Below are 13191 nucleotides of genomic sequence, written 5' to 3'. Positions count from 1 at the left end.
GGCCTTCTCGCGAGTGAGCTCGCGCCTACAGTTGTTGTAGGAGCGAGCTTGCTCGCGATGACGTCAGTCAGTCGAACACGATCCCCTGCGCCAACGGCAGCTCCCGGGAATAGTTCACGGTGTTGGTCTGCCGGCGCATGTAAGCCTTCCAGCTATCCGACCCCGACTCACGACCACCGCCAGTTTCCTTCTCACCACCAAACGCCCCGCCAATCTCCGCACCGCTGGTGCCGATGTTGACGTTGGCAATCCCGCAGTCGCTGCCCGCGGCACTCTGGAAACGCTCGGCCTCGCGCAAATCAGTGGTGAAGATGCAGGACGAAAGCCCCTGTGGCACTTCGTTGTTCAGGCGCAGGGCTTCGTCGAAGTCATCGTAGGTCAGCACATAGAGAATCGGCGCGAAGGTTTCATGGCGCACCACCTCGGTCTGCCCCGGCATTTCGACAATCGCCGGCGCCACGTAATAGGCATTCGGATACTGCTCGGCCAGTTGACGCTCGCCGCCGAACACCTGGCCGCCTTCATCACGGGCGCGGGCCAGGGCGTCCTGCATGGACTGGAACGACGCCTTGTCGATCAGCGGGCCAATCAGGTTGCCTTCGCGCGGATCACCGATACGCACTTTGCCGTAGGCGGATTTGACCCGCGCCACCACTTCATCCTTGACCGAGCGGTGCACGATCACCCGGCGCAGGGTGGTGCAGCGCTGGCCAGCGGTGCCGACGGCGCTGAACAGCACGGCGCGCACGGCGAGGTCGAGGTCGGCGCTGGGGGCGAGGATCATGGCGTTGTTGCCGCCCAGTTCGAGGATGCTGCGACCAAAACGCGCCGCCACTCGCGGCCCGACTTCGCGGCCCATGCGGGTGCTGCCGGTGGCGCTGACCAGCGGCACGCGCGGGTCGTCCACCAGCGCCTGGCCAGCGTCGCGGTCACCGATGATCACCTGGCTCAGGCCTTGCGGCGCATCGCCGAAGGCGGCCAGGGCTTTTTCGAACAGCGCCTGGCAGGCCAGCGCGGTCAGCGGGGTTTTCTCGGAAGGCTTCCAGACCACGGCGTTGCCGCAGACCAGCGCCAGGGTGGTGTTCCAGGCCCAGACCGCGACCGGGAAGTTGAAGGCGCTGATCACCCCCACCACGCCCAGCGGATGCCAGCTCTCACGCATGTGGTGGCCCGAACGCTCGGAGGCGATGGTCAGGCCGTAGAGCTGGCGCGACAGGCCGACGGCGAAGTCGCAGATGTCGATCATTTCCTGCACTTCGCCCAGGCCTTCCTGGGTGATCTTGCCGGCTTCCACCGACACCAGTTCGCCCAGTTGCGCCTTGTACTCGCGGAGGATTTCACCAAACAGGCGCACCAGCTCACCGCGACGCGGCGCCGGCACATTGCGCCAGGCCAGGAAGGCCTGCTGGGCCTGGTCGATCTTTGCGCTGACCGCGGCGGCCGGCTCCAGGTGCACCGAGGCGATCACGCTGCCGTCGATGGGGGTGTGAACCGGATGGTTGCCGTGGGTATAGGCGCTGGCCGGGACACCCAGGCGGTCAAGCAATCCATCAACCATGTTGTTCTCCTGCAAGGCGGTGAGAGGTTGTAATCGTTGTGGGGATCAGTATTAATCCGATCACTCTGGCGCAACAAACGACCTTTATTCCGTACATCATTCCGCCAGGTAATGACCTTTCGGCCAGGAGCCGCTGCCATGTCCAAACGTCTGGTGCCATCGATGGCCGCCTTGCAGTGCTTCGAAGCCGCCGCCCGGCACCTGAGCTTCACCCGCGCCGCCGAGGAACTGCACCTGACCCAGAGCGCGGTGAGCAAGCAGGTGGCGCAACTGGAAGAAATGCTCCGCCATCATCTGTTCCTGCGTATCCGCCGGCGCCTGCAACTGACGCCGGCCGGCGCGTTGTACCTGGCGGAGGTGAACAAGATCCTCACCCAGGTGGACATGTCCAGCCGCTACATCCTGTCGTACGGCGAGCAGACCGAAGTGCTCAAGGTCGCCACCCAGCCCAGCTTCGGCGTGCGCTGGCTGATCCCGCACCTGAAGGGCTTCGGCAAGCGCCACCCGAACATCCACCTGGATATCCGCAATGAAATGGAGCCCTTCGCCCTGCTCCAGGCCAAGGCCGACGTGGTGTTTTTCTATGGCCAGGGCACCTGGCCGGGGGCGACCTGCATCGAGCTGTTCGGCGAGGACGTGCTGCCGGTGTGCGCGCCGGAGCTGTTGCAGGGCCGCACGCTAAATGACGCCAGCGAGCTGGGCGACCTGGTGCTGCTGCAAAGCACCACCCGCCCGGAAGCCTGGCACGAATGGTTTCTCGAACAGGGCCTGCACTCGGCCAACAGCTATCACGGCCCGCGCTTCGACACCTTTCATATGTGCCTGAGCGCCGCCCAGGCCGGCTGCGGCGTGGCGCTGGTGCCGAGTTACCTGGCGCAGACCGAGTTGGCCGAGGGCAAACTGGTGGTGGCGTGGCCGCATCGCATGCGTAGCAACGGCGCGCACTTCCTGGCGTTTTCCGAGCACGCCGCCGAGGTGCCGAAGGTGCGCTGCCTGGTGGACTGGATCAATCAGCAAGTCGCGAACGATAGGTCCTGAATTGACGGAATGACTGCTCGACTTTTTTTCGCTTGAAGTCGAACAGCATTCCTCGCTTTCATGTATCAGTGCCCCGATTACTCACCAGGAAGCTTGCGATGCCCGCTCAAGATTTCGTCAGCCCGGACCACATCCGCGCACGGTTCTCCACCGCCATGTCGCTTATGTACAAGCAGGAAGTCCCGCTCTACGGCACGCTGCTGACGCTGGTGAGCGAGGTCAATCGACAGGTGATGGCCAGCCGGCCGGAAGTCGCCGAGGCCCTGCGCTGGACCGGCGAAATCGAACGCCTCGACCAGGAGCGCCACGGCGCCATCCGCGTCGGCACGGCGGAAGAGTTGGCCACCATCGGCCGCCTGTTCGCGGTCATGGGCATGCAGCCCGTGGGTTATTACGACCTCAGCCCGGCGGGCGTGCCGGTGCATTCCACGGCGTTTCGCCCGGTGCATGAACAGTCGCTGCATATCAGCCCGTTCCGGGTCTTCACCTCGCTGCTGCGCCTGGAACTGATCGACGATCCGGCCCTGCGCGAGCTGGCCCGCTCGATCCTCGAACAGCGGCAGATCTTCACCCCGCGCGCGCTGCAACTGATCGAACAAAGCGAGCGCGATGGCGGCCTTAATGACGAGGATGCCAGCGCGTTCGTCAACGAAGCCCTGCACACCTTCCGCTGGCACCATGAGGCGACGGTGACCGCCGAGCAGTACACGCAACTGCACGACCAGCACCGTTTGATCGCCGATGTGGTGGCGTTCAAAGGCCCGCATATCAATCACCTGACCCCGCGCACCCTGGATATCGACGCGATCCAGCTCGGCATGCCGGCCGCGGGGATTCCGCCCAAGGCGGTGATCGAAGGCCCGCCCACCCGGCGCCATCCGATCCTGCTGCGGCAGACCAGCTTCAAGGCGTTGCAGGAGACCATCGCCTTCAGTGACGCCGAGGGCAGCCACACCGCGCGCTTCGGAGAAATCGAACAGCGCGGCGCGGCGCTGACGCCGAAAGGGCGCCAGCTCTACGACCAACTGCTCGACGCCACCCGCGACGCCTTGGGCGGCGCGCCGGCCGAAAGCAATGCCAACCGCTACATGAGCCTGCTGGCCGAGCAGTTCCGCGCGTTCCCGGACGACCTGCGGCAGATGCGCGAGCAGGGCCTGGCGTATTTCCGTTATTTCCCGACGGAAAAGGGCCTCGCCGCGCGGGATTCAGCGCAGCGGCCGACCGGCCTGGAGGCGCTGATCGAGGCCGGGCATATCCACTATGAGGCGCTGGTGTACGAGGACTTTCTGCCGGTCAGCGCGGCGGGGATCTTCCAGTCCAACCTTGGGGATGACGGTCAGGCGGAATATGGCAGCAATGCCAACCGCGACGCGTTCGAGGACGCGCTGGGGCGGCGGGTGCAGGACGAACTGGAGTTGTATGCGGAGAGTGAGCGGCGGTCGCTTGCGGCTTGTGCTGAGGCGTTGATGTTGCATGTCTGAAGTGCTTCGCGAGCAAGCTCGCTCCTACAGGTCACCGGCGCACACCGGATCAAAACCCTGTAGGAGCGAGCTTGCTCGCGAAGGGGCACGAAGTGGCCCCAATCTCTAGTCAACGCCCGACCCGAAACCGCCCCACTTCCTCCCGCAACTGCCCCGCCAAACCCTCCAGCTCGCGCGCCGTCGCCGCAAGGTTGCTCGCCACTTCCCGCTGTTCACTGTTGGCCAGCGCAATGCTCTGCAGGTTGCTGCTGAGCAACGTGGCCGTGGCGCTCTGTTCCTGGGTTGCGGTGGTGATGGCGGCGAATTGCTCGCCGGCACTGCGGCTCTGCTCGTCGATTCGCATCAGCGCCTCGGCCACCCGGACATTCCGTTCCAGACCTTCCTGCATCAGGCGATTGCCCTGCTCCATGGTGCTGATGGCGTTGCCAGTCTGCTGTTGCACGCTGTCGATCATCACCGAGATTTCATCGGTGGCCTTGCGGGTGCGCGCCGCGAGGCTGCGCACTTCGTCGGCAACCACGGCAAAGCCGCGGCCCTGCTCGCCAGCCCGCGCGGCTTCGATGGCGGCATTGAGCGCCAACAGGTTGGTCTGTTCGGCAATCGAGGTGATCACCCCGACAATGCCGCCGATTTCCTGGGAGCGGGCGCCGAGGATGTCGATGACCTTGGCGGTGTCACCCAACGCGCCGGCAATCTGTTGCAGGGACGACGAAGCGTCCTCCATCGATGAACGACCGATGCGGGTCTGCTGGGCGTTGTCCTGAGCCATGCGCTCAGTGCTGCCCATGCTGTCGGCGATGTTCATCGAGGTGGCGCTGAACTCTTCCACCGCGCCGGCCATGCTGTTGATCTCGCCGGACTGCTGTTCCATGCCGTCGCAGGCGCCGGACGACAAATCGGCCAGGGCGTGGGCACGGTTGCCGACCTGCTGCGCGGCCTCGCGAATCCGCAGAACCATGCTCGCCAGCGCTTCGCCCATCTGGTTGAAGCTCTGCGCGAGCTGGCCGATTTCATCCTGGCTAGTCACCTTCAAACGCACATTCAGATCGCCATCGCCGAGGGCTTCGGCCTGATGCACCAGATCGCTCAGCGGGCGCAGCTTGCGCCGCAGCAGCCAGAGCGTGGCGCCCACCGCCAGCAGCATCGACAGCAGGCTGCCGATGGCCAGGCGTATGCCGACGCTCCAGGTCACCGCGCGAATTTCCGCCTCGGGCATGCTCGCCAGCACGGTCCACGGGCCATCGGCGAACGGCGCGGCAACGCTGTACAGCGCCTCGCTGCCGTCATTCCAGAAGCGCCCCTCGCCAGGGTGTGCGACCACATCGCCCAGTTGCGCGGCCGACTCGTTGGCGGTCGCCCCGGCCGGCGCCACCAGCCAGCGCTGCTGATCGTCGAGCAGCGCCAGCGAGCCGGTCTGGCCGATGCGGAAGCGCTTGAGGTTGGCGAACTGGGCGTTCTGCGCGTCCGTGTAGTCGAAGCCGACAAACAGCACGGCGATCACTTGCCCGGCGCTGTCGCGCACCGGGGTGTACTGGGTCATGTACGAGCGCTCGAACAGCAGCGCGCGGCCGACGTAGGCTTGCCCGGCCATGAGGCGGGCGTAGGCCGGGTGCTGGCGGTCCAGCAGGGTGCCGATGGCGCGGCTGCCGTCCTGCTTGGTCAGCGAGGTGCTGATGCGCACGAAGTCGTCGCCGCTGCGCACGAACACGGTGGCGGCGCCGGCGGTCAGGTTGCGGAATTCGTCCACTTCGCTGAAGTCGTTATTCAGCGCCTGACCGTCGAGGAACAGGCCCGGCGTCGCGACCCCGGCCACCGGAATCGACGTACCGGCCTGCACGCTGAGGCCGCTCTTGAAGCGCTGTTCGAACAGGCCGGCGAGGCGCTGGGTGCTTTCACGCAGGGTGCTGTGGAAGGTGTTGAGCTGGTCGGCCAACAACCGCGCTTCGCTGGCCAAGTGTTCCTGACGGGTGATCAGGTTGGCGTGGTCGAGGGAGCGCAGGGCGAACAGGGTGCTGCCGGTAATCACCACGGCCAGCACGGCGGCAAGGGCGATACCGAGCTGCGAGGCAATTCGGGCGCGAGGTCGAGACATGAAAACTCCTGGCAATCCGGCAGGGATCATCGTGATCGCTGCACCGTCGGCATAAAAAGACCGGGCCTTTCTCCTGAGGCCCTCGCCCTTTAGATTCGGCTTTTTAGCGGATTACTTGAGTGCCCCGCCCGGATATTCAGCGCAAACGATCATTCGCTGCCGTTGAGCTCATTTGCCTGCAGCATTTCCACTTCTGGCAACTGCATGGCCCGGGCTTCGCCCTGCAGGAAATCACTCAGGCGGCGCAGGCGCTCGCCGCCGGGGCGGGTGCGCGGCCAGACCAGAAAGTAATCCAGGCCGCTGGCCACCGCCGACGGCCACGGCAGGCTGAGCCGGCCCTGGGCGACGTCCTCGGCGACCATCAGCAGATCGCCCATCGACACGCCGTAGCCCCGCGCCGCGGCGATCATGCCCAGCTCCAGGGTGTCGAACACCTGGCCGCCCTTGAGCGAAATCTGCTCGGTCAGGCCCATGCGCGCCAGCCAGGTGCGCCAGTCGCGCTTGTCCGGGGTCGGGTGCAGCAGCTCGCAGGCGGCCAGGCGCTCCACGGTCCACGGGCCCTCTTTCAGCAACTCGGGCGCACCCACCGGCACCAGCAGTTCGGCGAACAGCCGGCTGACTTCCCAGTCCGGCGGAAAGTGCCCGTCGCCCAGCAGCACCGCGCAGTCGAACGGCTCCTGGTTGAAGTCCACATGGTCGACATCCATCCAGGCGCTGGTCAGTTGCACCTCGTTGCCGGGTTGCAGATGGCGGAAGCGGCTCAGCCGCGCCAGCAGCCAGCGCATGGTCAGGGTCGAGGGCGCCTTCATGCGCAATACGCCGTCTTCGCTGCGCAGGGTGCTGCAGGCGCGCTCCAGCGCGGCGAAGCCTTCGCGCACGCCTGGCAGCAACAGCCGCGCCGCTTCGCTGAGTTGCAGGCTGCGACCGTTGCGGACGAACAGGCGACAGGCGAAGTGTTCTTCAAGCGTGCGGATATGCCGGCTCACCGCGCTCTGGGTGACGTTCAACTCATCCGCCGCGCGGGTGAACGAGCTGTGCCGCGCCGCCGCCTCGAAGGCGCGCAGCGCGTACAGCGGGGGAAGACGTTGGGACATGGGCGAACCTCCTGGCGCGCATCTTCGCATGAGTTTTAATCATGCCAGTGATCGTTTTTATCCTTTTGTGCGCCGCGCTGCAAAGGCCGAAAATTGCTGGCTTCTCTCTTCTTCAGGCAAGGACACCGATCATGCAGGCCGCGTCGACTCATGAACTCAAGGCACTTCTGCGGCTCGCGGGGCCGCTGATTGCCTCGCAGTTGGCGCACATGCTGATGCTGCTCACCGACACCTTCATGATGGCCAGGATCAGCCCCGAAGCCCTGGCCGGCGGCGGGCTGGGCGCGGCGAGCTATTCGTTCGTGTCGATTTTCTGCCTCGGCGTGATTGCCGCGGTGGGCACCCTGGTCGCGATCCGCCACGGCGCCGGCGACACCGACGGCGCCACCCGCCTGACCCAGGCCGGGCTGTGGCTGGGCTGGGTGATGGCGGTGGTGGCGGCGCTGGTGCTGTGGAACCTGTCGCCGGTGCTCCTGCTGCTGGGGCAGACGCCCGGCAACGTCGAAAACGCCAGCCAGTTCCTGCTGTTGCTGCCGTTCGCCCTGCCCGGCTACCTGACGTTCATGGCGCTGCGCGGTTTCACCAGCGCGCTGGGGCGCTCGTCGCCGGTGATGGTCATCAGCGTGGTGGGGACGGTGCTCAATTTCCTGCTCAACTATGCGCTGATCGAAGGCATGTTCGGTTTGCCCAGACTTGGCCTGATGGGCATCGGCCTGGTCACCGCGATCGTCGCCAATTGCATGGCGGTGGCCCTGGCGCTGTATATCCGCAAGCACCCGGCCTACGCGCCCTACCCGATTCGCAAGCAGCTTTCGCGGCCGTCGCTGCCGGCCCTGCGCGAGTTGTGGCGGCTGGGCCTGCCGATTGGCGGCACCTACACCGTGGAGGTCGGGCTGTTCGCCTTCGCGGCGCTGTGCATGGGCACCATGGGCAGCACCGAACTGGCGGCGCACCAGATTGCCCTGCAGATCGTCTCGACCGCGTTCATGGTGCCGGCGGGGTTGTCGTATGCGGTGACCATGCGCGTCGGCCTGCATTACGGCGCTGATCGCCTGCTGGCGGCGCGGCATGCCGGGCGGATCGGCATCGGTTTTGGCGCGGCGCTGATGCTGGGCTTCTCGGTGTTGTTCTGGCTGGTGCCGGAGCCGCTGGTGAACCTGTTCCTCGACCGCGACAACCCGGCCTTCACCGGCGTGATTCAGCTTGCGGTGAGCCTGTTGATGGTGGCGGCGTGGTTCGAGCTGTTCGACGGCATCCAGACCATCGCCATGGGCTCGATCCGCGGCCTCAAGGACGCCAAGACCACCTTCCTGGTCGGCCTGTGCTGCTACTGGCTGATTGGTGCGCCAGCGGCGTGGATCATGGCGTTCCCGTTGGGCATGGGCGCGGTCGGGGTGTGGTGGGGACTGGCGCTGGGACTGGCGTGCGCGGCGATTTGCCTGACGTGGGCGTTTGAATGGCGGATGAAGCGGATGATGGGCGGGGCGGGTGTGGGAATGCCTGTTCGGCCTTGATATCGCTGCTGGGGTACCTACATCCTCGCAGGTTCACCAGGTGCTAGCCGATAGTTCTTCAGCGCTATCAAGATCGAGCGCCGCCCGCGCGGCGCATCGCGACGGTTCGGCGCCCCGACAAGCTCGCTCCTACATTTGTTGCAACGTGCCATGGCCTGCCAGAGAGGTGTTGTCCGCCCTTGGCGTTTGGCGATGAGTCGCGGGGAAGCTGTTGAGGTCGACTCGATACCGCGTCGTACAAACAAGGCTGCCAACCATGGCCTGACAGACATAGGCACGTTGCAAACCTCTGTCTGTAGGAGCGAGCTTGCTCGCGATGCGCCGCCCGGGCGGCGCTCGATCTTGAGAGCGCTGAAAAACTGTCGGCTAGCGCCTGATCGCCATTCTCAGGTCTGCTGACTGGCGCCTTTTGGCCTCCGCGTTGATTACAACGCCACCGGCCGCTGCGCCGCATTCGCCAGCAAAAACTCCACCAGCGGCTCGATCGCCAGCGGCTTGCTGATCAGGTAACCCTGCACCTGATCGCAGCCGAAACTGCGCAACAGCTCCAATTGCTCGACGGTTTCCACACCCTCGGCCACCACTTCGAGGTGAAGGTTGTGCGCCAGGTTGATCATGGCGTGGACCAGCTTGCGGTTTTCTTCACGTTGTTCCATGCCGGCGACAAAGCTGCGATCGACCTTGAGCAGGGCAATCGGCAGGCTGTTGAGGTGCACGAACGACGAGAAGCCGGTGCCGAAGTCGTCCAGCGAGAAACGCACGCCCAGCCGCCCGAGGGCGTCCATGGTCTGTTTGACCAGGTCATTGCGGCGCATGACCGCGGTTTCGGTCAGTTCGAATTCCAGCCAGCGCGCATCGACGCCGTGCTGCACGATCAAGCGGCTCAGGGTCGCCAGCAACTGGCTGTCCTGGAACTGGCGGAACGACAGGTTCACCGCCATGTGCAGCGGCGCCAGCCCGCGCTCGCGCAAAACCTGGACATCGCGCAACGCACGGGAGATCACCCAGTAACCCAGCGGCACGATCAGCCCGCTCTGCTCGGCCAGCGGGACGAACTCGCTCGGCGGCAGCAGGCCGCGCTCGGCATGGCGCCAGCGAACCAGGGCTTCGAGGCCGACGATGCGGCCTTCGCTCAGGTCAAGGCGCGGTTGGTAGTGCAGTTCCAGTTCGTCGCGGCGCAGGGCGCGGCGCAGCTCGCTTTCCAGGTCGGCCATGCTGCGGGCGTTCTGGTTGATGCGTTCGTCGAAGATGTGGAAGGTGCAGCCGTGGGTGCTCTTGGCCTGCTGCATGGCGATGTGCGCGTGCCACATCAGCGGGTCGGCACCGGCCAGCGCGCGGGCGTGGGCGACGCCCAGGCTGCAGCCGACCAGCAGGCTTTCACCGTCGATCCAGTAGGGTTCGGCGAGGGCTTCGACGATGCGTTCGGCCATCCACTCGGCGCGTTGCGGCTCGCGGCGGGTGTCGATCAGCAGGGCGAATTCATCGCTGCCCAGGCGGGCAAGGCGGTCACCGGCTTCCAGTTGGCTCTTGAGCCGGCCCACCACCTGCAGGATCAGGCGGTCGCCGCCCTGGTGGCCGAGGGCGTCGTTGGCATGGCGGAAGTTGTCGAGGTCGAGGTGGCCAAGGGCAACGCCACGGCCTTCGTTCTCGGCCAGGCGTGCCGCCAGCAGGGTCTGGAAGCCCTGGCGGTTGGCGATGCCGGTCAGTGGGTCTTGCTCGGCGAGGCGTTGCAGGGTGTTTTCCAGCACACCGCGCTCGCGCACATGGCGCAGGCAGCGGCGCACGGTGTCGCTGCCCAATTGTCCGCGCACCAGCCAGTCGCTGACGCCGGGCGGCGCACTGGCCGGTTCGGCGTCCAGCAGCAGCACCATCGGCAGGTCGCAGCGGCCCGGCGCCGGCTGGCGACCCGGCGTGGCCAGGACGACGGCGTTGCGGTCGCGGGCGAACAGGCTGTCCACCGACTCCCAGCTCGGCGCCGTCAGCAATACCGCGGCGCCCGCCAACGGCAACAGCGATTCACCAAGGGCGACGGCCCATTCGGGCTCTTCGGCCAGCAGCAGCAAACGCAACGGTTCGGCAGGCGTAGACAAGCTCTCTCCTTAGTTAGCACGCGGACGCAGTCATTGACGCTGAATGATAGGAAAACGACACCACGCACTAATGTAAATGATTTTCACTTGGAGCACGGCGTTGCCGTTTCTGGAAAACCGTTCAATCCGGGCACGCATCCTGATGGAAAGTAGCAAAGCCGGCAAATCTGGATATTGTGCTGCGTCACACTGTCAGACGGTCGCGCCATGGCGACGATCCCCTGTTAAACTGCGCGGCTATTTTTCAACCACCCCCGGTTTACGTCATGTCCCGACTCAATCCCCGGCAGCAAGAAGCCGTGAACTACGTCGGCGGCCCGCTTCTGGTACTTGCCGGCGCGGGCTCCGGCAAGACCAGCGTGATCACCCGCAAGATCGCCTACCTGATCCAGCAGTGCGGGATTCGCGCCCAGTACATCGTGGCCATGACCTTCACCAACAAGGCCGCGCGGGAGATGAAAGAGCGGGTCGGCACCCTGCTGCGCAAGGGCGAGGGCCGCGGCCTGACGGTGTCGACCTTCCACAACCTCGGCCTGAACATCATCCGCAAGGAACACCAGCGGCTGGGCTACAAGCCCGGTTTCTCGATCTTCGACGAAACCGACGTGAAAGCCCTGATGACCGACATCATGCAGAAGGAATACTCCGGGGACGACGGCGTCGACGAGATCAAGAACATGATCGGCGCCTGGAAAAACGACCTGATCCTGCCGCCCGAAGCCCTGGAAAAAGCCCGCAACCCCAAGGAACAGACCGCCGCCATCGTCTACGCCCACTACCAGCGCACACTGAAGGCGTTCAACGCGGTGGACTTCGACGACCTGATCCTGCTGCCGGTGAAACTCTTCGAAGAGCACGCCGACATCCTCGAAAAGTGGCAGAACCGCGTGCGTTACCTGCTGGTGGACGAATACCAGGACACCAACGCCAGCCAGTACCTGCTGGTGAAAATGCTGATCGGCACGCGCAACCAGTTCACCGTGGTGGGCGACGACGACCAGTCGATCTACGCCTGGCGCGGCGCGCGGCCGGAAAACCTGATGCTGCTCAAGGACGACTACCCGTCGCTCAAAGTGGTCATGCTGGAGCAGAACTACCGCTCCACCAGCCGCATCCTGCGCTGCGCCAACGTGCTGATCGCCAACAACCCGCACGCGTTCGAGAAGCAGTTGTGGAGCGAGATGGGCCACGGTGACGAGATCCGCGTGATCCGCTGCAAGAACGAGGAAGCCGAGGCCGAGCGGGTGGCCATGGAAATCCTCAGCCTGCACCTGCGCACCGACCGCCCGTACAGCGATTTCGCCATCCTCTACCGCGGCAACTACCAGGCCAAGCTGATCGAGCTGAAGCTGCAGCACCATCAGGTGCCGTACCGCCTGTCCGGCGGCAACAGCTTCTTCGGCCGCCAGGAAGTGAAGGACCTGATGGCCTACTTCCGCCTGCTGGTGAACCCGGACGACGACAACGCCTACCTTCGGGTAATCAACGTGCCGCGCCGGGAAATCGGCTCGACCACCCTGGAAAAGCTCGGCAACTACGCCACCGAGCGCAAGATTTCGATGTACGCCGCCAGCGAAGAGCTGGGCCTGCGCGAGCACCTCGACACCCGTTTCACCGACCGCCTGCACCGCTTCAAGACCTGGATGGACAAGGTCCGCGAGCAGGTGGCGCTGGAAGACCCGATCGCCGCGCTGCGCAGCATGGTGATGGACATCGATTACGAAAACTGGATTCGCACCAACAGTTCCAGCGACAAGGCCGCGGACTTCCGCATGGGCAACGTCTGGTTCCTGATCGACGCGCTGAAAAGCACGCTGGAGAAGGACGAAGACGGCGACATGACCATCGAGGACGCCATCGGCAAGCTGGTGCTACGCGACATGCTGGAGCGCCAGCAGGAAGAAGAGGACGGCGCCGAGGGCGTGCAGATGATGACGTTGCACGCGTCCAAGGGCCTGGAATTTCCCTACGTGTTCATCATGGGCATGGAGGAGGAGATTCTTCCGCACCGCTCCAGCATCGAAGCCGACACCATCGAGGAAGAACGCCGCCTGGCGTATGTCGGCATTACCCGGGCTCGCCAGACCCTGGCCTTCACCTTCGCCGCCAAGCGCAAGCAGTACGGCGAGATCATCGATTGTTCGCCGAGCCGCTTCCTGGATGAGCTGCCGGCCGACGATCTGGCCTGGGAAGGCCTGGACGACGCACCCACCGAGGTCAAGGCAGCGCGAGGCAATACGGCATTGGCCGATATCCGTGCCATGCTCAAACGGTAGATAATCACCCCTTTAATCGCCCTGGCTCATTGCCGGGGCCTTTTGCTT

The 13191-nt window shown here is 65.0% G+C and carries 9 protein-coding genes and 1 pseudogene; 5 read left to right on the top strand and 5 right to left on the bottom strand.

The features are described from left to right. Nucleotides 1–67: 67 nt before the first annotated feature. Entirely contained in the window at nucleotides 68–1558 is a 1491-nt protein-coding gene (locus tag CKW37_RS30765; protein WP_095159869.1) for an aldehyde dehydrogenase family protein, read from the bottom strand. Nucleotides 1559–1696: 138 nt separating this feature from the next. On the opposite strand from CKW37_RS30765, the gene CKW37_RS30760 reads away from it, so the two are divergent. Together CKW37_RS30760 and CKW37_RS30755 are read left to right on the top strand one after the other, a co-directional pair. Beyond that, nucleotides 1697–2596: a LysR family transcriptional regulator gene (locus CKW37_RS30760; RefSeq protein WP_095159868.1), complete on the top strand. Its 900-nt coding sequence runs from the start codon at nucleotides 1697–1699 to the stop codon at nucleotides 2594–2596. Between the two features lie 98 nt (nucleotides 2597–2694). Further along, nucleotides 2695–4077 (top strand): VOC family protein, encoded by a 1383-nt coding sequence (locus tag CKW37_RS30755; RefSeq protein ID WP_095159867.1) that lies wholly within the window; start codon nucleotides 2695–2697, stop codon nucleotides 4075–4077. Nucleotides 4078–4186: 109 nt separating this feature from the next. On the opposite strand, the gene CKW37_RS33885 is transcribed toward CKW37_RS30755, so the two are convergent. The 3 genes and pseudogenes from CKW37_RS33885 to CKW37_RS30745 all read right to left on the bottom strand — a co-directional run bounded on the left by CKW37_RS33885 (nucleotide 4187) and on the right by CKW37_RS30745 (nucleotide 7263). After that, a complete protein-coding gene (locus CKW37_RS33885; protein WP_371864352.1) occupies nucleotides 4187–4918 on the bottom strand; it encodes a methyl-accepting chemotaxis protein in 732 nt (243 codons plus the stop codon). Nucleotides 4919–5053: 135 nt separating this feature from the next. Then, nucleotides 5054–6169: pseudogene (locus CKW37_RS33880) on the bottom strand (Cache 3/Cache 2 fusion domain-containing protein); the annotation flags it as partial. Between the two features lie 149 nt (nucleotides 6170–6318). Continuing rightward, nucleotides 6319–7263, bottom strand: a complete 945-nt coding sequence (locus CKW37_RS30745) for a LysR substrate-binding domain-containing protein (RefSeq protein WP_095159865.1) — start codon at nucleotides 7261–7263, stop codon at nucleotides 6319–6321. On the opposite strand from CKW37_RS30745, the gene CKW37_RS32875 reads away from it, so the two are divergent. Both CKW37_RS32875 and CKW37_RS30740 read left to right on the top strand, forming a co-directional pair. After that, nucleotides 7262–7417 carry a hypothetical protein gene (locus CKW37_RS32875; protein WP_159985348.1) on the top strand — a complete coding sequence of 52 codons (156 nt, stop codon included), beginning with the start codon at nucleotides 7262–7264 and terminating at the stop codon, nucleotides 7415–7417. The two genes, CKW37_RS30745 and CKW37_RS32875, sit on opposite strands and share 2 nt — an antisense overlap. After that, nucleotides 7395–8777, top strand: coding sequence for a NorM family multidrug efflux MATE transporter (locus tag CKW37_RS30740; RefSeq protein WP_095159864.1), 1383 nt, complete (start codon nucleotides 7395–7397; stop codon nucleotides 8775–8777). The genes CKW37_RS32875 and CKW37_RS30740 overlap by 23 nt, the downstream gene beginning before the upstream one ends. A gap of 425 nt (nucleotides 8778–9202) precedes the next feature. On the opposite strand, the gene CKW37_RS30735 is transcribed toward CKW37_RS30740, so the two are convergent. Further along, on the bottom strand, nucleotides 9203–10867 hold the full coding sequence (locus CKW37_RS30735; protein WP_095159863.1) for a bifunctional diguanylate cyclase/phosphodiesterase: 1665 nt from the start codon (nucleotides 10865–10867) through the stop codon (nucleotides 9203–9205). Nucleotides 10868–11133: 266 nt separating this feature from the next. Here CKW37_RS30735 and rep point away from each other — a divergent pair, with 266 nt between their 5' ends. Further along, the gene (gene rep, locus CKW37_RS30730) at nucleotides 11134–13143 is read left to right on the top strand and encodes a DNA helicase Rep (protein WP_095159862.1); all 2010 of its coding nucleotides are present in this window, start codon (nucleotides 11134–11136) and stop codon (nucleotides 13141–13143) included. Nucleotides 13144–13191: the final 48 nt, after the last annotated feature.

This window comes from Pseudomonas sp. Irchel 3E13 (assembly GCF_900187455.1).
GTDB lineage: Bacteria > Pseudomonadota > Gammaproteobacteria > Pseudomonadales > Pseudomonadaceae > Aquipseudomonas.
This window is presented reverse-complemented; position numbering and strand designations above follow the sequence as displayed.